Raw genomic sequence first — 20,710 nt, forward strand, 5'->3', positions numbered from 1 at the left:
ATACGGACGAGCCGACCGTATTGCAGCGCTTCAGAACAGGAAATACCGCTGCGCCATCGGCAGCACTTTTGCCGGCTCGCAGGTGAGGAGGTGTCCGTCCGCCCGCACGGCATAGGTCTGCGCGTCGATCTCCATCCGCGGCGCATAGCCGTTGTGCACGAGATGGTGCTTGCGCACGCCGCGGATGCCGCGCACCGCGGCCACCGTCTTCGCGAGCCCGTAGCGTTCGGCGACGCCGGCCCGGGCCGCGGCCTGCGAGACGAAGGTGAGCGAACTCTTCGCGAGCGCGCCGCCGAAGGCGCCGAACATCGGCCGGTAGTGCACGGGCTGCGGCGTCGGGATCGATGCGTTCGCGTCGCCCATCGCCGCCATCGCGATGCTGCCGCCCTTGATGACGAGCGAGGGCTTCACGCCGAAGAAGGCGGGCTTCCACACCACGAGATCGGCCCACTTGCCCGGCTCGATGCTGCCCACCTCGTGGCTGATGCCGTGGGCGATCGCCGGGTTGATCGTGAGCTTGGCGACGTAGCGCTTCGCGCGGAAGTTGTCGTGGGCCTCGCCGTCGCCTTCCAGCTTGCCGCGCTGCAGCTTCATCTTGTGCGCCGTCTGCCAGCAGCGCAGGATCACCTCGCCCACGCGGCCCATCGCCTGCGAGTCGGAGGAGAACATGCTGATGGCGCCCAGGTCGTGCAGTACGTCCTCGGCCGCGATCGTCTCCTTGCGGATGCGGCTTTCGGCGAACGCGAGGTCCTCGGGGATCGACGGGTCGAGGTGATGGCACACCATCAGCATGTCGACGTGCTCGTCGAGCGTGTTGACGGTGTAGGGCATCGTGGGGTTGGTGGAGGACGGCAGGAAGTTCGCCTCGCCGACCACCTTCAGGATGTCGGGCGCGTGGCCGCCGCCGGCGCCTTCGGTGTGGAACGCGCAGATGGATCGTCCCTGCGTTGCTGCGATCGTGTTCTCGACGAAGCCCGATTCGTTCAGCGTGTCGCTGTGGATCGCGACCTGCGTGTCGGTCTCCTCGGCCACGTCCAGGCAGTTGGAGATGGCCGCGGGCGTCGTGCCCCAGTCCTCGTGCAGCTTCAGGCCGATCGCGCCCGCATCGATCTGCTCGCGAAGCCCCTGCGGCAGGCTCGCGTTGCCCTTGCCCATGAAGCCGAGATTCATCGGGAAGGCGTCGGCGGCCTGCAGCATGCGTTCGATGTGCCACGCGCCGGGCGTGCAGGTGGTCGCGAACGTGCCGGTCGCGGGGCCGGTGCCGCCGCCGAACATCGTCGTGATACCCGAGGCGAGCGCTTCCTCGATCTGCTGCGGGCAGATGAAGTGGATGTGCGTGTCGATGCCGCCCGCCGTGACGATCGCGCCTTCGCAGCTCACGATCTCCGTGCCGGGGCCGATCAGGATGTCGATGCCCGGCTGCGTGTCGGGGTTGCCCGCCTTGCCGATGGCGGCGATGCGGCCGTCCCTCAGGGCGATGTCGGCCTTCACGATGCCCCAGTGATCGAGGATGAGGGCATTGGTGAGCACCGTGTCGGCCGTGCCCTGCGAACGCGCGAGCTGCGACTGCGCCATCCCATCGCGGATCGTCTTGCCGCCGCCGAACTTCACTTCCTCGCCGTAGCCGCCGGCGCGCAGCGTGTAGTCGTCCTCGACTTCGATCACGAGGTCGGTGTCGGCGAGCCGCACGCGGTCGCCTGTCGTGGGGCCGAACATCTCCGCATACGCGCGCCGTCCGATGGTCGCCATGGTCCGAGCCTTTCAGAGCCTTCCCTGCACGAGGCCGCGAAAGCCGTGGACTTCGCGCGTTCCCGCGTAGTCGACGAGTTCGACGGTGCGCTGCTGCCCCGGCTCGAACCGCACGGCGGTGCCCGAGGCGATGTTGAGGCGCATGCCGCGCGCCGCGTCGCGGTCGAATCGCAGTGCGCCGTTCGTTTCCGCGAAGTGATAGTGCGAGCCGACCTGGATCGGCCGGTCGGCCGTGTTCTGCACCACGAGCGTGATCGTGCGGCGCCCGGGGTTGAGCGCGAGGTCCGGCCCGCCGGTGATCAGCTCGCCCGGGATCACTTGCCGCTCGCGAGCCAGACCGCGATCGCGGCGAGGACCATCACCAGCACGAAGCCGGCGGTATCCGTCGCGTGCCAGTGAAAAGGCGGCGCGCCGTGGCCCTCGTGGGCCCACGCCGTGCAGGCGGCGGTGCAGGAAAGCAAGGCGGCGATGTACTTCGTCTTCATGGGGTTCGGCTCCTCAAACGATCGGCTGGTGGACGGTCACGAGCTTGGTGCCGTCGGGAAACGTCGCTTCCACCTGGATTTCGGGGATCATCTCGGCGACGCCTTCCATCACGTCGGCGCGCGAGAGGATCGCGCGTCCCTCGGACATGAGCTGCGCCACCGTGCGGCCGTCGCGCGCGCCCTCCATCACCGCGGCGCAGATGAGCGCCACCGCTTCCGGATAGTTCAGCTTCAGCCCGCGCGCGCGGCGGCGCTCCGCGAGCAGCGCGGCGGTGAAGAGCAGCAGCTTGTCCTTCTCGCGCGGTGTGAGTTCCATGGTGGCGAACCATCTTAGTGCAAGGCGGGCATCGGGGTATACGCCAAAGGACGCATTGCAGGCACGGAACCTGCACTGCCCCGGCGTGAGCGCCGTGATTCCCATCGTCCCCGAGGCCGACCGCGCACCGCAGCAGGTGGTGAAGGTCCGGCGCGACTACAACAGCTGGGTGGCCAGCGAGACGATGGAGGACTACGCGCTTCGCTACACGCCGCAGCGTTTTCGCAAGTGGTCGGCCTTGCGCGTGGCCAACACGGCGTTCGGCGCGGCGTCGTTCCTGATCCTCGAGGCGGTCGGCGCCACGCTGATGGTGCAGTACGGCTTCGTCAACGCGCTCGCCGCAATCCTCGCGACCGGGCTCATCATCTTCCTCGCGGGGCTTCCCATCAGCATCTACGCGGCGCGCTACGGCGTCGACATGGACCTGCTCACGCGCGGCGCGGGCTTCGGCTACATCGGCTCGACGCTCACGTCGCTCATCTACGCCTCCTTCACCTTCATCTTCTTCGCGCTGGAAGCGGCCGTGATGGCCTATGCCCTGGAGCTGGCCTGGGACATCCCGCCGACGTGGGGCTATCTGCTGTGCGCGCTGGTGGTGATCCCACTCGTCGCGCACGGCGTCTCCGCCATCAGCCGGCTGCAGGTGTGGACGCAGCCGGTCTGGCTCGTGATGCTGGTTGTCCCCTTTGTCTACGTCATGCTGCGCGATCCGGGTGCGTTCGACGGCGTGCTGCACTATGCCGGTGAGCGGGCCGACGCGGCCGGCTTCGACCTGCACCTCTTCGGTGCCGCGCTCACGGTCGGCATCGCTCTCATCACGCAGATGGGGGAACAGGCGGACTACCTGCGCTTCATGCCGGCGAAGACGGCCGCGAACGCGAAGTGGTGGTGGTTCGGCGTGCTCGCCGGCGGCCCGGGGTGGGTCCTCGTCGGCATCGCGAAGATGCTCGGCGGCGCGCTGCTTGCCTACCTCGCGATCTCGCACATGGTCCCGCCCGATCGCGCGGTCGATCCCAACCAGATGTACCTCGCGGCGTACGAGTACGTGTTCCCGCGCTACGGCTGGGCCGTGGCCGCCACGGCGTTCTTCGTCGTGATCTCGCAGCTGAAGATCAACGTCACCAACGCGTACGCGGGCTCGCTCGCGTGGTCGAACTTCTTCTCGCGCGTGACGCACAGCCATCCGGGCCGCGTGGTGTGGGTCGTCTTCAACACCGCCATCGCCTTCATGCTGATGGAGATGAACGTGTTCCAGGCGCTCGGGGACGTGCTCGGGCTCTACTCGAACATCGCGATCGCGTGGATGATGGCCGTGGTGGCCGATCTCGTGGTGAACAAGCCGCTCGGCCTGTCGCCCCCGGGCGTGGAGTTCAAGCGGGCGTATCTCTACGACATCAACCCGGTCGGCGTGGGCTCGATGGCGCTCGCGTCGGTTCTTGCGATCAGCGCGCGGCTGGGCGCGTTCGGCCCGGGTCCGCAGGCGTTCTCGGCGCTGATCGCAATGGGCGTGGCGTTCGCGGCCGCGCCGCTGATCGCGTGGGCGACGAAGGGGAAGTACTACATCGCGCGCAACCCTGTCGTCCCGGCGAAGGCGGGGAGCGAAGGCTCCCATGTCCCGAACGCCCTGGATTCCCGCCTCCGCGGGAATGACGCAGCAGCTCCGCCCGCCGCCACGCACCGCTGCGTCATCTGCGAGCGCGAATACGAATCGCCCGACATGGCCCACTGCCCGGCCTACCAGGGCGCGATCTGCTCTCTGTGCTGCACGCTCGATGCGCGCTGCGGCGACTTGTGCAAGCCCGGCGCGAGCCTCTCCTCGCAATGGACCGCAGCGCTGCGCTGCCTGCTGCCGAAGCGTGCGTGGCCCTTCCTCGACAGCGGCGTCGGCCACTTCACGCTGCTCATGGTCTTCATCGTGCCGCTTCTCGCCGCGCTGCTGGAGGTCACGCAACGCGCGGGCTTTGCCCGCACGTACGTCGCGATGCTGCTCGTGTCGGGCATCGTCGCGTGGTGGCTCGTGCTCGCGCACAAGAGCCGGCAGGTCGCGCAGGAGGAATCGAACCGCCAGACGCACCTCCTCATGCGCGAGATCGAATCGCACCGCCTCACGGACCGCGCGCTGCAGGAGGCCAAGCGCCAGGCCGAGCAGGCCAATCAGGCCAAGAGCCGCTACATCAGCGCGATCAGCCACGAGCTGCGCACGCCGCTCAACAGCATCCTCGGCTATGCGCAGCTCATGGGAGAAGACCCGGGCGTGCCGCCACAGCGCCGGCACGCGGTCGACGTGATCAAGCGCGGGGGCGAGCATCTGCTCTCGCTCATCGAAGGCACGCTCGACATCGCGCGCATCGAGGCGGGCAAGCTCACCCTCGCGGCGCGGCCGATGCGCTTTGCCGACTGCGTGCACGAGATGGCGAGCCTCTTCGAGCTGCAGGCCGCTTCGAAGGGGCTCGCGTTCCGCTTCGACATCGAAGGCGCCTTGCCCGAAGTCGTGCGCGCGGACGAGAAGCGCGTCCGGCAGATCCTCATCAACCTGCTCGGCAACGCGATCAAGTTCACTTCGAAGGGCCACGTCGTCTTTCGCGTGAAGCACCAGCGCGAACTCGCGCAGATCGAGATCGAGGACACCGGCCCGGGCATGACGCCCGAGGAACTGTCGCAGGTCTTCGAACCCTTCTCGCGCGCGAACAGCGCGCCGGGCGCGGGCCTGGGCCTCACCATCGCGCGCATGCTCGCGGACCTGATGGGCGGCGAGCTGACCGCGGCCAGCACGCCGGGCGCAGGCTGCGTCTTCCGCGTGCGGCTCTTCCTGCCCGAAGTGCATGGCGCCGCCGCGCCCGCGCCGCGCCGCACGCCGCCGCGCCGTGCCTACGCGGGCGCGCGGCGCAAGCTGCTCGTCGTCGACAACGAAGAGGCGGACCGGGAACTGCTCGTGCATCTGCTTGCGCCCATCGGCTTCGAATTGCGTACGGCCGCGAGCGGACACGATGCGCTCGACCTGCTCGCGGCGGGCCTCGTTCCGGATGCGATGCTCGTGGACCTGGCGATGCCCGGCATCGACGGCTGGGAGACGATCCGGCGCGCGAGGCGTCTTGCGCCGCTTGCGAACACGAAAGTCGCGATCGTCTCGGCCAATGCCTTCGACCGCACACTGGAAAACGATGCGGGCATCCTCCCCGAGGACTTCATCCTGAAGCCGGTGCGGCATGCGGAGCTCTTCGACTGGCTCGAGCGGCGTCTCGAACTCGTATGGATCGATGCCGCGTCCGCGCCGCCCATCGCGGCGCAACGCGGGTCGTGGACCTGGCCCCGCGCGGACCGGCTCGCGCCGCTCGACGAGGCGGTGCAGCTCGGGTACTACCGCGGCATCCTCGCGCAGCTCGATGCGATCGAGGCCGCCGAGCCGGAGTGCGCCGGATTCGTTTGCGCGATGCGCGAGCTGGCGCGGCAATTCCGCTTCGAAGCAATCGCGAGCGAGCTCGGCCGCGCGCCCCATGCACAACACACGAAAGAGAGGGACCTGCAATGAGCGCCGTATTCGAATCCATCACGCGCCGGGGCGCGCCTGGGCGCGCCGATACCGACATCGTGCTCGTCGTCGACGACGTTCCCGACAACGTCTCGCTGCTGCACGATGCGCTCGATGCCTCGGGCTACACCGTGCTCGTGGCGACCAGCGGCGAGGCCGCGTTGCAGCGCGCCGCGCAGGCGAGCCCCGACATCATGCTGCTGGATGCCATGATGCCCGGCATCGATGGCTTCGAAGTCGCGCGCCGCATGAAGGCCGATGCGGCCACATCGCATGTGCCGATCATCTTCATGACGGGGCTCACGGATACCGAGCATCTCGTGGCCGCGCTCGAAGCCGGCGGGGTCGACTACGTGACGAAGCCCATCCGGCCGAAGGAGGTGCTCGCGCGAATGAGCGTGCATCTGCAAGCCGCGCGGCTCGCGCGCCAGGCGCGCAATGCGCTCGATGCGTTCGGCTATGCGAGCATCACGGTGCGGCCGGCCGACGGGCGCCTCATGTGGCAGACGCCGCTCGCGCGCGAGCTGCTGCTGCGCTACTACGGCACGAGCGCGCCGGCCACGCCGCGGCCGATCCTCGAGTGGCTGCGCCGGCACCTGCCGGAGGCCGAACGCAACATCGAGCCGCCGAAGCTCACGGCGGAGCTGGGCGCGAAGCGGCTTTCGATCCGTTTGCATCAGCGCACGGGCGACCAGGACGAAGACGGCGACTGGCTGATCGTGATGCGTGAAGTGTCGGACGCGGCGGTCATCGCGTCGATGTCGCTCGCCTTCAAGCTGACCGCGCGCGAGGCCGAGGTGCTCTACTGGGTGGTGAAGGGCAAGATCAACCGCGACATCGCGGACATCGTCGGTGCGAGCCCGGCGACGGTGAAGAAGCATCTCGAGCGGGTCTTCGCGAAGCTCGGCGTGGAGACGCGGACGGCAGCAGCCGCGATGGCGATGAATCGCATCCGGCAGTTGCATCCGCAGTTCGAGGGGTAGGGAGGACTTCCCCCTAGCCCCAGGAGCGCGTCAGCACTTCATCCAGCGCATCGGCGATCGCCTGACCTTGCTCGGCAAGCGAGCCGACGCGCGAGCCCAGCTGATCGACGGACACCGAAACGATATCCAGCGGATGGAGAACGACTTCGGTGTTGCGAACCTTGAAGACGGGATTGACTCGCGCCCGCAGCGCGGAAGGCTGGCCCGCGGCCACGCTCTTGCGGACCAGCGGGACCACGACGCGCCTGCGGTAGTCGTCGAAGAGCGAGGACTGAACGATGACGACATAGGGAATCGAATCCCGCAACGCGCCCTTGTTGGCGTGAACATCGAACTGCGCCACTACAGGTTGACGTGCTCGTCGGCGAATGAACCCACGCGGTCGATGACGGCGTTCCATTCAGCGGCGCATGCCTGAGCCATCCGCCGGCGCGCCTCATGCGCGGCACGCTGGTCGACAACGTAAGCAGCCAGCAACTCCTCGACAGTCGCGGACAGGTTCGGCGTGAAGTGCCGACTCTGCGCCACGAGATCTTCGCTGAGCGTGAGATTCACCGCGCGCTTGCGGTCGCCGGAAGAGGGGGGGCGTGGTGCCATGCGCATGATTATGCGCAGACCTCGGCTGACGGTCAAGATCGCCGCCCGCGGCGGCATGGAGAGGCGCTCGATCCTGTCGGTAGCCTGCAGGCGACACGCGCAACCTTCGCGCGCTTCAGCGCGACCAGATGCGGTGCGACCAGGGCCGATCAGCCGTGCGTCCGCGCGTGAGCAGCCACCCGCCCGCGGCGAGCGCGCCCGCGGCGGCGATCACGGTGCCCACGCTCATGGACCGCGCGACGCTGCCCGCGAGTTCACCGGTGCGCGGGGCGGTGAGCTCGAAGCGGCGCTTCGTCATCTCCGCCCCCATCTCGCCCAGGCGATCGGACAGCAGCCGTTCGGCGCACGGCAGCAGGATCGTTTCCTCGTCCGCCACGTGGTGCATCACGACGCGCGCCAATGCGTAGAACGTGTCGTCGAAGGCCGCATCGGAAGCCTGCATCGCGCGCAGCCGCGCGATCAGCTCGCGCATTTCGTTGTGCTCCGGCCCGGCCTTGCGCAATGTCTCCGTGTCCGACACGAGGCGAAGCGCGGGATAGAAGATCTCCTCCTCGAGCTGCGAATGGATTTCGAGCGCGAGGCAGATGTTGTCGGCGATGCCCTTTTTCACGCGCATGGACGAAGCCACTTCGTACTGGCGGATCGCGGTCTGCACGTGCGTGTGGTCCACGCGGATCATGTTGGTGATGCTCGGCGCGAGCCGGCTCAGCAGCGAGTCGCCCATGGCGGTTTTCCTTTCGGCGCGAACTCCGTTCGCGAATACGGATGGCCAGATTGGACCCCGGCTCGCCTGCCGCGGCTGTCGGACGGGGGCCCGTGTCGGCTCCGTACGCCATGTGTCGTATAGGCCGGGCAGCGGCCCGTGCCTAGCATGGAGCTGCAATTCTTTTCACTCACCCAGGAGCTTTCCATGCAACGCCGCTTCACCCTCAAGGCGCTCGCCGCCGCTGCCGCGTTCGCGGCCGCCGGCACCAGCGCGTTCGCCGCCGACACCATCAAGATCGGCGTGCTGCACAGCCTCTCCGGCACCATGGCCATCTCGGAGACCGTTCTGAAGGACACCGTCCTCATGGCCGTCGACGAGATCAACGCCAAGGGGGGCGTGCTCGGCAAGAAGCTCGAACCCGTGGTCGTGGACCCGGCTTCCAACTGGCCGCTCTTCGCCGAGAAGGCGAAGCAACTCCTCACGCAGGACAAGGTGGCGGTCGTGTTCGGCTGCTGGACGTCGGTGTCGCGCAAGTCGGTGCTGCCGGTCTTCGAGGAACTCAACGGCCTGCTCTTCTACCCGGTGCAGTACGAAGGCGAGGAGCTTTCCAAGAACGTGTTCTACACCGGCGCCGCGCCGAACCAGCAGGCGATTCCCGCGGTCGAATACCTGATGAGCAAGGAAGGCGGCGGCGCGAAGCGCTTCGTGCTGCTCGGCACCGACTACGTCTACCCGCGCACCACGAACAAGATCCTGCGCGCGTTCCTGCACAGCAAGGGCATCGCCGATGCGGACATCATGGAGGAGTACACGCCGTTCGGCCACTCCGACTACCAGACGATCATCGGCAAGATCAAGAAGTTCTCCGCCGAAGGCAAGAAGACGGCCGTGATCTCCACCATCAACGGCGACTCGAACGTGCCCTTCTACAAGGAACTCGGCAACCAGGGCCTGAAGGCGAAGGACGTGCCCGTCGTCGCGTTCTCGGTGGGTGAGGAGGAACTGCGCGGCGTCGACACGAAGCCGCTCGTGGGGCACCTCGCCGCATGGAACTACTTCATGTCGGTGAAGAACCCGACCAACGACGAGTTCACGAAGAAGTGGGCCGCCTACGCGAAGGCCAAGGGCATCCCCGGCCACAAGGACAAGCCGCTCACGAACGACCCGATGGAGGCGACCTACATCGGCGTGCACATGTGGGCGCAGGCCGTGCAGAAGGCGAAGTCCACCGATACCGACAAGGTGATCGCCGCGATGGCCGGCCAGACGTTCAAGGCGCCCTCGGGCTTCACGGCCACGATGGATGCGAAGAACCATCACCTGCACAAGCCCGTGTTCATCGGCGAGGTGAAGGCCGACGGGCAGTTCAACGTGGTGTGGAAGACGCCCGGGCCGGTGAAGGCGAAGCCTTGGTCGCCCTTCATCGAAGGCAACGACAAGAAGCCGGATGAGCCGGCGGGCAAGTCGATGTAGGTCGGTGCGATTGGGGGGCTGCTGCGCGTCTTCGATGACCCGTGGCCCCTCACCCCAACCCGACCCCTCGCTTCGCTCTCCCCAAAGGGGAGAGGGAGCAATACAGGTCCCGGCGTTCCGCATGAAAGCCATCCTCCTCGCGCTCTTCACCATCCTCAGCGGCGTTGCCCACGCCCTCACGCCCGACGAAGCGAAAGCCATGGCGCTGGGCGACACCGACGCGCGCATCGAGGCATTGAACAAGGCCGCCTCGCACGGCGACGACCGGACCGCCGCTTTCGTGCAGGCCCTGGCCGACGACGCCGTGAAGTCCGCGGGCGGCAAAGTCTTCATCGTGAAGGACGGCAAGGGCATCGATCCGGTCACCGGGAACGCAGTGGACCTTCCTGCCGATGCCGAAGACGTGATCAGCAACAACCGGATGCGCGGCGAGCTCGATTCCGCGCTGGCGGCGATGAAGCTCTTTTCGAAGGACGCGCGGCAGCGCGCCGCCGCGGTCGCCGAACTGCAGAAGGACCCCGACGAATCGCGGCTGCCGCTGATCGAAAAGGCCTACGCCGCGGAAAAGGACGCCGCCATCAAGGAGCAGCTCGCGCTCGTGCGCGCCACGGCGCTGCTGGGAAGCGCCGACAAGGCCAAGCGCCTGGCCGCCGCGCAGCTCCTTTCCTCCAGCAAGAGCGCCGCGACGCGCTCGCTGCTGCTGCTGCGGCTGAAGGAAGAAAAGGAGCCCGACGTGAAGGCCGCGCTCGACTCCTCGCTGCGCCGCATGGAAAGCTCGCTCGCGTGGGGCGAGCGAGCGGCCGCGGTCTTCTCCGGCATCAGCCTCGGCTCGATCCTGCTGCTTGCCGCATTGGGCCTGGCGATCACCTACGGCCTCATGGGCGTCATCAACATGGCGCACGGCGAGCTGATGATGATCGGCGCCTACGCGACTTACGTCGTGCAAGGCATGTTCCGGCAATACGCGCCCGGCGCATTCGACTGGTATCTCGTCGCGGCACTGCCCGTGGCTTTCTTCGCGTCCGCGCTGGTCGGCGCGATTCTCGAACGCGGCGTGATCCGCTTTCTCTACGGCCGCCCGCTCGAGACGCTGCTTGCGACCTGGGGCATCAGCCTCGCGCTGCAGCAGGCCGTGCGCAGCATCTTCGGCGCACAGAACGTCGGCGTGGAAAATCCGAGCTGGATGTCCGGCGGCGTGGCGCTCATGGACAACCTGCAACTGCCCTGGAATCGCATCGTCATCATCGGCTTCGCGGCGTGCGTGCTGGGCGGCATGGCATTCCTGATCGCGCGCACGCGCCTTGGCCTGTTCGTGCGCGGCGTGACGCAGAACCGGCCCATCGCATCGTGCATGGGCGTGAACACGGCGCGCGTGGACACCTATGCGTTCGCGCTCGGCTCCGGCATCGCGGGGCTCGCGGGCTGCGCCTTGAGCCAGGTCGGCAACGTCGGCCCCGATCTCGGCCAGGCCTACATCGTCGACTCGTTCATGGTCGTCGTGCTGGGCGGCGTGGGCCAGTTGATGGGCACGGTGTATGCGGCGCTCGGGCTGGGCATCCTCAACAAGTTCATCGAAGGCTGGGCGGGCGCCGTGCTCGCGAAGATCGCGGTGCTCGTGCTGATCGTCATCTTCATCCAGAAGCGGCCGCAGGGCCTGTTCGCGGTGAAGGGCCGCAGCGCGGAAGCATGATGATGCGCGAGCCCCCCGCCGCTGTCGTGATTCCACCGCAGCTTCCGGCGCCCGCGCCGCTGCTGTCGCGGCGCGGCTGGACGGCCTTCCTCGCCGCGCTCGTGTGCGTCTGCGCCGTCGCGCCCCTCATGCACCTCGCGGTTCCGCAAGGAAGCATGTTCCACCTGAGCGACTATGCGGTGGCGCTCATCGGCAAGATCATGTGCTATGCGATCTGCGCGCTCGCGATGGACCTGATCTGGGGCTATACGGGCATCCTCTCGCTCGGCCACGGCCTGTTCTTCGCGCTCGGCGGCTACGCGATGGGCATGTACCTCATGCGGCAGATCGGGCGCGACGGCCAGTACCACGCCGACCTGCCGGACTTCATGGTGTTTCTCGACTGGAAGGCGCTGCCCTGGCACTGGACGTTTTCGGGCAGCTTCGGCGCGACGCTCCTGCTCGTCGTCGCCGTGCCCGCGATCGTCGCCTTCGTGTTCGGCTTCTTCGCGTTCCGCTCGCGCATCAAGGGCGTGTACTTCTCGATCATCACGCAGGCGCTCACGTACGCGGCCATGCTCCTTTTCTTCCGCAACGAGACCGGCTTCGGCGGCAACAACGGCTTCACGGACTTCAAGCGCATCCTGGGCATCTCGATCCAGACGCGCGAAGCGCGCACGGTGCTCTTCGTGCTGACCGGCGTGACGCTGCTCGCGTTCTTCCTGCTCGGGCGGTGGCTCGTCACGAGCAAGTTCGGCCGCGTGCTGCAGGCGATCCGCGACGCGGAGTCGCGCGTGATGTTCTCCGGCTACAACCCGGTGCCCTTCAAGCTCGCGATCTGGACGCTCTCGGCCGTCATGTGCGGCGTGGCGGGTGCGCTCTACGTGCCGCAGGTGGGCATCATCAACCCGGGCGAGATGAGTCCCGCCAACTCGATCGAGATCGCGATCTGGGCGGCGGTGGGCGGGCGCGCGACGCTGCTCGGCCCGATCGTGGGCGCCTTCGTCGTGAACGGCGCGAAGAGCTGGCTCACCGTTGCCGCGCCGGAGATCTGGCTTTACTTCCTCGGCGCGCTGTTCATCGCGGTCACGCTGTTCCTGCCCGACGGCATCGTGGGGCTCGCGAAGAAACTCCTCGGAAGGAAGAGGCCGTGACGCCCGACCAGATGGAAGACGGCGCGCGCCGCGCGGCGGCGCATGCGTCGGCCGCGGTGGCGGGCAAGACCGAGTCGGGCGGGCGCAGCGCCGCGTTCTCCCGCCCGGTGAAGGAAGGCGAGGTCGATCTCACGCACGGCCGCATCCTCTATCTCGAAGACGTGAGCGTGAGCTTCGACGGCTTCAAGGCGATCGACAGGCTCTCGCTCGACATCGCGCCGGGCGAACTTCGCTGCATCATCGGCCCGAACGGCGCGGGCAAGACGACGATGATGGACATCATCACCGGCAAGACGCGGCCCGACTCGGGCACCGTCTTCTTCGGCAGCACGATCGACCTCTTGCGGTACAAGGAAGCCGAGATCGCGGAGATGGGCATCGGGCGCAAGTTCCAGAAGCCGACGGTGTTCGAGCAGCTCACGGTGTTCGAGAACCTGGAGCTCGCGCTGAAGACGGACAAGGGGGTGTACGCCTCGGTGCGATTTCGCCTCGACTCGGCCCAGGCCGACCGGCTCGCCGACGTGCTGCAGACGATCCACCTCGCCGATGCGGTGGACCGGCTCGCGGGCACGCTCAGCCACGGGCAGAAGCAATGGCTCGAAATCGGCATGCTGCTGATGCAGGACCCGAAGCTCCTTTTGCTGGACGAGCCCGTGGCGGGCATGACCGACGAGGAAACCGCGCGCACGGGAGAGCTCTTCCTCACGCTGAAAGGCCGGCATTCGCTCATGGTGGTGGAGCACGACATGAGCTTCATCCGCACCATCAGCGAGAAGGTGACGGTGCTGCACGAAGGAAGCGTACTCGCCGAAGGGACGCTCGACGAGGTGCAGGCGAACGAACGCGTGATCGAGGTGTACCTTGGCCGGTGACCGAACCCTGCGAGGAGCGCGGCGATGCTGAGCATCCGCAACATCGATCAGTACTACGGCGGCTCGCACATCCTGCGCTCCGTGAGCCTCGACGCGTTCGCCGGGCAGGTCACGGTGATCCTCGGGCGCAACGGCGTCGGCAAGACGACGCTGCTCAAGGCGCTCATGGGCCTCGTGCCGATTCGCACCGGCGCGATCGAATTCGAAGGCAGGCGCATCGATCGAGCCACGCCTTACGAACGCGCCCGAGCGGGCATCGGCTTCGTGCCGCAGGGACGCGAAATATTCCTGCGCCTCTCGGTTGAAGAGAATTTGCGCATGGGCCTTGCAACCAAGAGCGCGGCCACGCCGATTCCGTCCGAGCTCTTCGAACTTTTCCCGGTGCTGAAGCAGATGCTCGGCCGCCGCGGCGGCGATCTTTCGGGCGGCCAGCAGCAGCAGCTCGCGATCGCGCGCGCGCTCGCCGCGCGGCCGAAGCTGCTCGTGCTGGACGAGCCCACCGAAGGCATTCAGCCGAGCATCATCAAGGACATCGGCCGCGTGATCCGCATGCTCGCGCAGCGCGGCGACATGGCGATCCTGCTCGTGGAGCAGTACTACGACTTCGCGGCCGAGCTTGCCGACGAGTACGTCGTCATGGAGCGCGGCGAAGTGGTCGCGCGCGGCCGGGGCAAGGACATGGAATCGGATGGCGTGCGACAACGCGTCGCCATTTGAGCGCCTCCGCCTGACCTCGGCCGTGTCGCTTGTCCTTCAAGGCACGGCTGGGGCCGACGATAGATTCCTTGAAAACTTCAAGGAGTTCCAAATGGCTTTGATTCTGTGGCTGCTGGGTGTCCCGCTCACGGTGATCATCCTGCTGAAGCTGTTCGGCGTGCTGTAAGGCGAGGGGAATCCGACTCGCCCCGTCATCCCCGCCTTCGCGGGGATGACGGCACTCCGCCATCAAGCGCGCAGCCGCGCCCGCGAAGGCCGATCTCCTTGATGTCCTGGCCGAAGGCCGAAGGCCTAAGGCTTCCTCGCCACCTCGTCGAGCTGCTCCTGGGTGCGTCCGGACAGCTCGCCCCGGTCGCCGGCTTCGAATTCATCGCCGCCGCCCGCCGGTGCCGCTTCTTCACTCCCCTGGTTCGCATAGGGCTGGCGGCCCTCGCCACCATCCCACGTGACTTCCGTGCTGCCTCCGTGATCGGCCTTCGGCGGCGTCGATTTGCTTTTCGTCATGAATCGTTCCTTCCTTCGCGCCTCGCTTGCATCGCGGAAGGCGCGCCGTCCACTGCTTGCGAAGAAGGGCGCTCGCACGCAAAGCGAGTGTCCCGCGCGAGCGCGAGCGTATCGAAGAAGGTGCCGGCCGCCAGCAGGCTCACCAGCAAGGCGCCACTGAAGAGCGCCGCCGGATGCTGCTGGAACGCGTGAACGGGTGACACCCCGCGAAGGCTAGCGCCAAAGGCGCGAATTCCTGTAGGACGCAGCCTGAACTACACCTCGTTACCGCGTCGGGGCAGGTCCCGCGCCGAGCTCGACAGTCTGCTCGGTCTCACGGATGAGTCCACCTTCGGCGACGCTGCCTTCGATCTGCCCCTGGCCGGTCACGCGCGCATGGCACGCGGCCTTGTCGTCCGCGCTCTGGAACACATCGCAGCGCGCGAGCGCATTGGCCGTGAGGTCGCCTTGCGTGTCCAGCACGCCGTGCTTCTTGTCGGCCGCGGCATTGCGCGCTTCGCGCAGGCAAGTCGCCTGGTCTTGCTGCGTGCGTCCGCTCATGCACGACTGCACTTCGTGCTGGTAGCTGCCGCTCGCGTCGATGCCCGCCGTTCCGGGGGTGGCAACCTGCGCGGCCGCCGCGCCGAAGGCCAGCAAAGCGATCGCGCAGAAGGAAATCGCGCTCTTGCGCGAGCGGGTGCGGTCTCGTGTTGTCATGCTCGGACTCCTTGAAAATCAATGCACGAAGCATGGAGCCGAACCGTGGGAATCGCTGCCGGATGGCACTGGCGGGTCGCGGCGGCGCGCACCCGGTGACGCCGTAGGACGCTGCTTGCAGGCGAGCGCCTACACGGTCCAGCTGCGTGGCTGCACGGGCGGCAATCCCCACAAGGCAGGCCGCCAGGCGCGATGCACGGCCTTGAGCACACCGAAGGCGGGTTCCACGAGCGGGGCGAGCGCCCGCACGACGACCACGCGCGGCGAAGGCGAGGTAGCGCCGGCGATGCAAGCTCGGGTGGACGTTTCGGCGCCATCGCGATGCGTGGCATCGCGCTCGATCGCTTCGCGCGCGGCGTCGAGCGCGAGCTCGCGCCGCGCACGCGGCATGTCGCTGCCCGTGGCGAAGAAAAGCGTCGCAAGGCAGCGATGCCCCGCGAAGCCGAGCGGTCCGTCCAGGAGCCGCGCATCGCGCGCGTCGATGCTCGCGCGTTCCAGCCAGTCGCCGCGCAGTTCGATGTGCTGTCGCACGCGCCCGCGTGCGAATGGCTGGTTGGCCTGCGGCAGGCCCAATGCGGCGATGTCCCAGCCGAACGCCTCCCCGCCCGGCGCGAGGTCGAGTTCGAGCCGGTTCACGGCGTCGCAGCCGGGGTAGTAGATCGCCTCCAGCGGCAACCACTCGAGCCTCGCGTGCTGCGCGAGGCGAATGCGCGCGATCTGCGTGGCCGCTTCGCCTTCGCTTCGGTAAAAGCGCGCCGCGCCGGGCGTGGTGATGAGGCCGTGCGTGCGCTCCTGTCCGGAAACGTCGACCTCGAGCGTGTCGCCGCCCACCAGGCCGCCGGGCGGGTGCACGAGCACGTTGTGGCAGATGGCCGCGCCTTCCGGATGGAGACTCTGCAGGATGCGAAGCGGCCCCTCGTGGGCAAACCGGGCAATGGTGCGCCCCTCGCCCGATGCGGCATAGGCGAGGCGAATCGACGCGTTCCAGGGCATCGGCCAAGTGTATGCGGCTCGACCATGAGGCGTTGTCGAGAAGCGGCCGCCGGGGCGAGCAGCGAAGCGCGTCCATCGCGATGAGCGCTTGTCCGACGCGGCCACGCGGCGGCTGCGCACTTTTGGCCCTTACGCCTGACTACGCCGGACGCACTCGGGCAAAACCATAGTGAGCAGCACCAGCCCCCTCGATGGGTGGCGGGTGGTCGCGGCACCTCACGGACCGCAATCACTTTCAACAACGCGCCGTGTGCGGCAAAGGAGAGTGTGAAATGAGTTTCCTCATCTGGATCATCGTGGGCGGTATCGTCGGCTGGCTCGCCAGTCTCGTCATGCGTACCGATGCCCAGCAGGGCATCCTGCTGAACATCGTCGTGGGCATCGTCGGCGCCTTCATCGGCGGCTGGGTCATCTCGCCGCTCGTGGGCGTGGGCACCATCAACGAAGGCATCAGCATCGGCTCGGTCGTCGTGTCGCTCGTGGGCGCGATCATCCTGCTCGCGATCGTGAACCTGTTCCGCCGCGGGCGGATGCGCTGAGTCAGGCTTGCTCCGGTGGCGGCGCGGGGCCGACCACCGTCACGAGCCGAGGGGCGGGCGGCGCAGCCGCCCGTCTGCGTCTGTGCGTCCCCGACGCTCGGCGCAGCCGCCGTTGCCGCCGTTCGGGCGTGCGCTCGCTTTCCGCTCGCCTTCTTTCGCCCGGCATCAGCCGTCGCGGTACCAGTCCTGGATCGCCCAGAAATCCGTGTCCCACGACGACGCGCGCGTGACGAGCCGGTTGCCCGCCGCGTGGACGTTGGCCCGCGCGATGAGCGGCACGATCGCGCCGTCGCCCACCACCATGTCGTTCATGCGGATCAGCATCGCGGCGCGTTTCACCGGATCGAGCTCGAACTGCGCGGCGCGGTAGAGGCGGTCGAACTCGTCGCTGCGCCAGCGAGCGATGTTGCGGCCTTCCCACTTGTTCGCCTTCGACGCGACTTCCCAGCTCACGAAGCGGTCGAAGTTGCGCTGCGGATCGGGTGCTGCGCCGCTCACGCCGAACATCTCGAAGTCGGCGATGAATTTCCCGTTGGTGTCGGGATTGGCCACGTCGGCGGAGAAGAATACCGAGGCGGTCACCGCTTTCAGTTCGACTTCGATGCCCGCTTTCCGGCACGCCTGCTTCACGACGGCCTGCGTCTTCTGCCGAACGGGATTGATCGACGTCTGGAACAGGAACTTCATCCTGCGGCCGTCCTTCGCGCGCACGCCGTCCGCACCTGGCTTCCAGCCCGCGGCTTCCAGCAGCTGCGAGGCGCGTTCGATGTCGAATTCGGCGCGCGTGTTCGGCGAACGGTATCGCGCCGGCGCATTGATCCAGTTGTTCGACACGGCGCCGCTTCTGCCATAGATGAACTTCTGGATGCTCGACCGGTCCATGAGGAGCGACATCGCCTGGCGTACCCTGAGATCGCTGAAGGCGAAGTGCTTCGTCTTCGTGCTGGAGCGCTCGCCGTCGACCTCGGTCCACGGATCGGTGAAGTTGAGGAAGACGAATTCCACGTCCGGCCCCTGCACGAAGACCGCGCGGCCCCGCCCGCCGTCTTCGAGCCGCCGCAGCATGTCGTCTTCCACCTGCATGTTCCATGCGTAGTCGTATTCGCCGGTCTGGATCACGGCGCGCGCGGCCGATGTCGGGTCGCCGCCGCCTTTCATGTCGATCGCATCGAAGAAAGGCCGGTTGGCCAGGTGGTAGTTCGGGTTCAGCTCGGCGCGCAGCATGTCGCCCGGCTTGAAATCCACGAACCGGTAGGGGCCCGTGCCCACCGGCTTGTGGTTGTGCGGCGCTTCCTGCGACTTCGCGCCCTTGTACGCAGCGAAGAGATGCTTCGGCAGCACCCCCGCGCCGCCGCCCACGAACGCGTCGGCCCAGAATGGCGTGGGCCGCTCGAAGGTGAAGCGCACCGTGTGCGAGTCGAGCTTGTCGACCTGGATCTGCTGGTAGACGCTGATCTGCGTGGAGGCCGTCGCCGGATCGCGCGCGTATTCCCAGTTGAAGACGACGTCGTCGGCGGTGAACGGGTGGCCGTCGTGAAAGACGACGCCGCGCTTCAGCTTCCACGTGACGCTGCGGCCGTCGCGGGCCACGCCGCCATTGTCTAGCGTCGGAATCTCCGCGGCGAGCACGGGCACGAGGTTCGCGTCGCCGTCCCAGTTGGCGAGCGGCTCGTAGAAGATGCGCGAGGCGGCGATGTCCTTGGCGCCGGTCGCGAGGTAGGGGTTCAGCAGCGTCGGGCCTTGCCACATGAGCATCTTCAGCGTGCCGCCGCCGCCTCGCTTCGCGGGCTTGTATCGAAAGGGCGATTGCGCGTTCGCGATGCCGGCGTGCATCAGCAGTTGCGCGGCGGCGGGGCCGCCGATGCCAAGCGACGCCATGTCCGCGATGAAGCTTCGGCGCGTCGCGCGGCCGGTGCGGACCGCGTCGATGCGAGCAAGCAGGTCTCGGGCTTCCATGGCGCCTCCGTGTGCCGCTACGCCGGCTGCGGCTCCTTTTCGATCCCCACCGCGTGCCAGTTGCGCCCGGCGAGCGCCAGCAGCACGATGCCGCCCGCGAGGGGAGCGAGATAGACGAGCGCGTTCGCCACCGCGAAGAGCGGGGAATCCTTCAGCTTGTCGAGCCAGTTGCGCGCATACATCGCAAAAAGCAGCAGCGCCGCCCACAACGCCGCGCGGTGCCACAGGCCTGCCGCCTGCTTCAGCACTTCACGGCCCGCAAGCAGGAAAAGCGCCGAGGCGATGAACACGAGCGTATAGAAGGTCGCCATGATCGGCTGCGCCGCGCCGAATTCGTCCCGCACCGCCCAGTACGGCAGCCACAGCACGCACAGCACGCCCAGCACCCAGGCCGTCTTGCGCGCGCGGCCTTCGGCGAGCGCGTCGGTGAAGCCTTCGGACTTGCGCTTCATCCAGGGCAGCAGCAGCACGCACGCGGGCCCGGTGATCGCATCCACGAGCAGCGTCATCGGATACCCCCACGCCTCGATCGCGATGCCCTGCCACGTGGCCGCGATCGCGATCGCGAGGTTCATCATCGCCATGTAGGCGGTGAACTGCGTGGCCGCGACGGCGGGGTTGGTCACGTCCATCATGATGGCCGAGCGCGTGCCGTACATGAGGCCCTGGAACACCGCGTAGGTGAGCGAAGCGATCCAGAGCACCGTGATCAGCTCGGGGATCGGCGGCGAATTGGGCGCCCGCGGCATGATGTAGTGGTGCTGGTACAGCACGACCATCAGGTACACGACCGGAAGGCTCATGCCGAGCAGGTACACGGCGAGCGTGCGCCGCCGCCCCCACTTGTCCGAGAGCCAGCCGCCCAGCACCATCGCGAGCGCCGAGATGATGATCGACCAGAGGTTCAGGTCGGCGACCTCGCCGTCGGTCATGCCCAGCTCCACCGACAGGTTCGACTGCAACGCGAGTCCGAGCGACATCGCGCCGGCCGGCATCAGCGAGAAGAAGACGCCGAGGAAGGCGCCCTTGGTGCCCACGAACGAGCGGAACGACTCCACCGCGAACTTCTTCATCTCCGAGCCGGCGGCGCGCCAGCCCGTGCCGATCGAAGCCATGGCGTCGGAGAGGGCCTCGCGCATCGGCAGCACCACGAAGGCCGTCACCGCGAGGATCGAGAGCGACACGAACACGAAGGTCGCCTGGAACGGCAGGCCGAAATCCATGAGGTAGAGCACGCCGCTGCCACCGACGCCCTGGCCGATGGAGGCGCCCGCGAACATCAGGCCGTTGGCGAGGCCGCGCTCGTCTTCGCCGAGCGTGTTGACCGCGAGCGAGTCGATCGCGACGTCCTGGATCGCGCCGAAGCTGTTGTGCACGAGCAGGATGATCGTGAAGAGCCAGAGCGCCTGCGGCAGCGGCACGGGGATCAGCATGAGGATCGTGAGCGACAGCATGAGCTGCGTGCCGAGGATCCAGCCGCGCCGGTGGCCCCAGCGCTTGCTGCGGAACACGTCCACGAGCGGGCCCGCCGCCCACTTGAACGCCCACGGCAGGTAGAACGAGGCGACGAACGCGCCGATCTCCGCCGGCCCCACGCCCTGGCGGCGCAACTGCGTGGCCACCGCCGTCGCCGCGAATCCGAGCGGGATGCCCTCGGTGATGTACAGCAGGAAGAACGCGCTGAGGCGGCCCCAGCGCGTGGCGAGAAGGTTGGGCAGGGGCATCATGGACAAGCATGATAGGACGGGACCGCGCGACTCTCCATCCTCGAA

22 protein-coding genes are annotated in these 20,710 nt (G+C 67.6%); 9 read left to right on the top strand and 13 right to left on the bottom strand.

The window, feature by feature from the left end:
• Positions 1–30: 30 nt before the first annotated feature.
• Genes ureC through VHA82_RS14980 form a run of 4 tightly spaced genes read right to left on the bottom strand, consistent with a single transcriptional unit; the run spans position 31 to position 2,550 of the window.
• Positions 31–1,749: an urease subunit alpha gene (gene ureC / locus VHA82_RS14965; RefSeq protein ID WP_325545055.1), complete on the bottom strand. Its 1,719-nt coding sequence runs from the start codon at positions 1,747–1,749 to the stop codon at positions 31–33.
• A 12-nt stretch (positions 1,750–1,761) separates the two neighbouring features.
• The gene (locus tag VHA82_RS14970) at positions 1,762–2,067 is read right to left on the bottom strand and encodes an urease subunit beta (protein WP_325545057.1); all 306 of its coding nucleotides are present in this window, start codon (positions 2,065–2,067) and stop codon (positions 1,762–1,764) included.
• Entirely contained in the window at positions 2,064–2,234 is a 171-nt protein-coding gene (locus tag VHA82_RS14975) for a hypothetical protein (RefSeq protein WP_325545059.1), read from the bottom strand. Before VHA82_RS14975 ends, VHA82_RS14970 begins: the two co-directional genes overlap by 4 nt.
• Positions 2,235–2,247: 13 nt before the next feature.
• Positions 2,248–2,550 carry an urease subunit gamma gene (locus tag VHA82_RS14980; protein WP_325545061.1) on the bottom strand — a complete coding sequence of 101 codons (303 nt, stop codon included), beginning with the start codon at positions 2,548–2,550 and terminating at the stop codon, positions 2,248–2,250.
• A gap of 70 nt (positions 2,551–2,620) precedes the next feature.
• Here VHA82_RS14980 and VHA82_RS14985 point away from each other — a divergent pair, with 70 nt between their 5' ends.
• Positions 2,621–6,079, top strand: coding sequence for a hybrid sensor histidine kinase/response regulator (locus VHA82_RS14985; protein ID WP_414708668.1), 3,459 nt, complete (start codon positions 2,621–2,623; stop codon positions 6,077–6,079).
• Entirely contained in the window at positions 6,076–7,062 is a 987-nt protein-coding gene (locus VHA82_RS14990; RefSeq protein ID WP_325545063.1) for a response regulator transcription factor, read from the top strand. Before VHA82_RS14985 ends, VHA82_RS14990 begins: the two co-directional genes overlap by 4 nt.
• A 13-nt stretch (positions 7,063–7,075) precedes the next feature.
• Here the strand turns inward: VHA82_RS14990 and VHA82_RS14995 are convergent, their stop codons facing one another.
• The 3 genes from VHA82_RS14995 to VHA82_RS15005 form a co-directional block, all read right to left on the bottom strand.
• Positions 7,076–7,405 (bottom strand): CcdB family protein, encoded by a 330-nt coding sequence (locus VHA82_RS14995; RefSeq protein WP_325545065.1) that lies wholly within the window; start codon positions 7,403–7,405, stop codon positions 7,076–7,078.
• Positions 7,405–7,659 carry a type II toxin-antitoxin system CcdA family antitoxin gene (locus VHA82_RS15000; protein ID WP_325545067.1) on the bottom strand — a complete coding sequence of 85 codons (255 nt, stop codon included), beginning with the start codon at positions 7,657–7,659 and terminating at the stop codon, positions 7,405–7,407. Before VHA82_RS15000 ends, VHA82_RS14995 begins: the two co-directional genes overlap by 1 nt.
• 115 nt (positions 7,660–7,774) lie before the next feature.
• A complete protein-coding gene (locus VHA82_RS15005) occupies positions 7,775–8,383 on the bottom strand; it encodes a hemerythrin domain-containing protein (RefSeq protein ID WP_325545069.1) in 609 nt (202 codons plus the stop codon).
• A gap of 186 nt (positions 8,384–8,569) precedes the next feature.
• On the opposite strand from VHA82_RS15005, the gene urtA reads away from it, so the two are divergent.
• The 6 genes from urtA to VHA82_RS15035 all read left to right on the top strand — a co-directional run bounded on the left by urtA (position 8,570) and on the right by VHA82_RS15035 (position 14,416).
• Complete coding sequence (urtA, locus tag VHA82_RS15010; RefSeq protein WP_325545071.1) at positions 8,570–9,838, top strand: urea ABC transporter substrate-binding protein; 1,269 nt, start codon at positions 8,570–8,572, stop codon at positions 9,836–9,838.
• Between the two features lie 121 nt (positions 9,839–9,959).
• Entirely contained in the window at positions 9,960–11,528 is a 1,569-nt protein-coding gene (urtB, locus tag VHA82_RS15015) for an urea ABC transporter permease subunit UrtB (protein ID WP_325545073.1), read from the top strand.
• Positions 11,525–12,661, top strand: coding sequence for an urea ABC transporter permease subunit UrtC (gene urtC / locus VHA82_RS15020; protein WP_414708655.1), 1,137 nt, complete (start codon positions 11,525–11,527; stop codon positions 12,659–12,661). The genes urtB and urtC overlap by 4 nt, the downstream gene beginning before the upstream one ends.
• Complete coding sequence (urtD, locus tag VHA82_RS15025) at positions 12,658–13,533, top strand: urea ABC transporter ATP-binding protein UrtD (protein ID WP_325545077.1); 876 nt, start codon at positions 12,658–12,660, stop codon at positions 13,531–13,533. Before urtC ends, urtD begins: the two co-directional genes overlap by 4 nt.
• A 24-nt stretch (positions 13,534–13,557) precedes the next feature.
• Positions 13,558–14,250: an urea ABC transporter ATP-binding subunit UrtE gene (gene urtE, locus VHA82_RS15030; RefSeq protein ID WP_325545079.1), complete on the top strand. Its 693-nt coding sequence runs from the start codon at positions 13,558–13,560 to the stop codon at positions 14,248–14,250.
• Positions 14,222–14,416 (top strand): hypothetical protein, encoded by a 195-nt coding sequence (locus tag VHA82_RS15035; protein WP_325545081.1) that lies wholly within the window; start codon positions 14,222–14,224, stop codon positions 14,414–14,416. Before urtE ends, VHA82_RS15035 begins: the two co-directional genes overlap by 29 nt.
• Before the next feature lie 125 nt (positions 14,417–14,541).
• Here the strand turns inward: VHA82_RS15035 and VHA82_RS15040 are convergent, their stop codons facing one another.
• The 4 genes from VHA82_RS15040 to VHA82_RS15055 form a co-directional block, all read right to left on the bottom strand.
• Positions 14,542–14,754, bottom strand: coding sequence for a hypothetical protein (locus VHA82_RS15040; protein WP_325545083.1), 213 nt, complete (start codon positions 14,752–14,754; stop codon positions 14,542–14,544).
• Positions 14,751–14,957: a hypothetical protein gene (locus VHA82_RS15045; RefSeq protein ID WP_325545085.1), complete on the bottom strand. Its 207-nt coding sequence runs from the start codon at positions 14,955–14,957 to the stop codon at positions 14,751–14,753. Before VHA82_RS15045 ends, VHA82_RS15040 begins: the two co-directional genes overlap by 4 nt.
• A 61-nt stretch (positions 14,958–15,018) precedes the next feature.
• A complete protein-coding gene (locus tag VHA82_RS15050; RefSeq protein ID WP_325545087.1) occupies positions 15,019–15,450 on the bottom strand; it encodes a hypothetical protein in 432 nt (143 codons plus the stop codon).
• Positions 15,451–15,579: 129 nt separating this feature from the next.
• Positions 15,580–16,443: an urease accessory protein UreD gene (locus VHA82_RS15055; RefSeq protein WP_325545089.1), complete on the bottom strand. Its 864-nt coding sequence runs from the start codon at positions 16,441–16,443 to the stop codon at positions 15,580–15,582.
• A gap of 272 nt (positions 16,444–16,715) precedes the next feature.
• Between VHA82_RS15055 and VHA82_RS15060 the strand changes: the two genes are divergently transcribed.
• Complete coding sequence (locus VHA82_RS15060; protein WP_325545090.1) at positions 16,716–16,982, top strand: GlsB/YeaQ/YmgE family stress response membrane protein; 267 nt, start codon at positions 16,716–16,718, stop codon at positions 16,980–16,982.
• A 165-nt stretch (positions 16,983–17,147) separates the two neighbouring features.
• Here the strand turns inward: VHA82_RS15060 and VHA82_RS15065 are convergent, their stop codons facing one another.
• Positions 17,148–18,938: a peptide ABC transporter substrate-binding protein gene (locus VHA82_RS15065; protein WP_325545092.1), complete on the bottom strand. Its 1,791-nt coding sequence runs from the start codon at positions 18,936–18,938 to the stop codon at positions 17,148–17,150.
• Positions 18,939–18,955: 17 nt separating this feature from the next.
• Positions 18,956–20,665: an MFS transporter gene (locus tag VHA82_RS15070; RefSeq protein ID WP_325545094.1), complete on the bottom strand. Its 1,710-nt coding sequence runs from the start codon at positions 20,663–20,665 to the stop codon at positions 18,956–18,958.
• Positions 20,666–20,710 lie beyond the last annotated feature (45 nt).

This window comes from Ramlibacter sp. (assembly GCF_035548915.1).
Lineage (GTDB): Bacteria > Pseudomonadota > Gammaproteobacteria > Burkholderiales > Burkholderiaceae_C > Ramlibacter.

Coding starts and splice junctions, on each gene's coding strand:
- ureC (WP_325545055.1), bottom strand. CDS start 1,749: ATGGCGACCATCGGACGGCGCGCGTATGCGGAGATGTTCGGCCCCACG.
- VHA82_RS14975 (WP_325545059.1), bottom strand. CDS start 2,234: ATGAAGACGAAGTACATCGCCGCCTTGCTTTCCTGCACCGCCGCCTGC.
- VHA82_RS14980 (WP_325545061.1), bottom strand. CDS start 2,550: ATGGAACTCACACCGCGCGAGAAGGACAAGCTGCTGCTCTTCACCGCC.
- VHA82_RS14990 (WP_325545063.1), top strand. CDS start 6,076: ATGAGCGCCGTATTCGAATCCATCACGCGCCGGGGCGCGCCTGGGCGC.
- VHA82_RS15000 (WP_325545067.1), bottom strand. CDS start 7,659: ATGGCACCACGCCCCCCCTCTTCCGGCGACCGCAAGCGCGCGGTGAAT.
- VHA82_RS15005 (WP_325545069.1), bottom strand. CDS start 8,383: ATGGGCGACTCGCTGCTGAGCCGGCTCGCGCCGAGCATCACCAACATG.
- urtA (WP_325545071.1), top strand. CDS start 8,570: ATGCAACGCCGCTTCACCCTCAAGGCGCTCGCCGCCGCTGCCGCGTTC.
- urtB (WP_325545073.1), top strand. CDS start 9,960: ATGAAAGCCATCCTCCTCGCGCTCTTCACCATCCTCAGCGGCGTTGCC.
- urtC (WP_414708655.1), top strand. CDS start 11,525: ATGATGATGCGCGAGCCCCCCGCCGCTGTCGTGATTCCACCGCAGCTT.
- urtE (WP_325545079.1), top strand. CDS start 13,558: ATGCTGAGCATCCGCAACATCGATCAGTACTACGGCGGCTCGCACATC.
- VHA82_RS15035 (WP_325545081.1), top strand. CDS start 14,222: ATGGCGTGCGACAACGCGTCGCCATTTGAGCGCCTCCGCCTGACCTCG.
- VHA82_RS15040 (WP_325545083.1), bottom strand. CDS start 14,754: ATGACGAAAAGCAAATCGACGCCGCCGAAGGCCGATCACGGAGGCAGC.
- VHA82_RS15050 (WP_325545087.1), bottom strand. CDS start 15,450: ATGACAACACGAGACCGCACCCGCTCGCGCAAGAGCGCGATTTCCTTC.
- VHA82_RS15055 (WP_325545089.1), bottom strand. CDS start 16,443: ATGCCCTGGAACGCGTCGATTCGCCTCGCCTATGCCGCATCGGGCGAG.
- VHA82_RS15060 (WP_325545090.1), top strand. CDS start 16,716: ATGAGTTTCCTCATCTGGATCATCGTGGGCGGTATCGTCGGCTGGCTC.
- VHA82_RS15065 (WP_325545092.1), bottom strand. CDS start 18,938: ATGGAAGCCCGAGACCTGCTTGCTCGCATCGACGCGGTCCGCACCGGC.
- VHA82_RS15070 (WP_325545094.1), bottom strand. CDS start 20,665: ATGATGCCCCTGCCCAACCTTCTCGCCACGCGCTGGGGCCGCCTCAGC.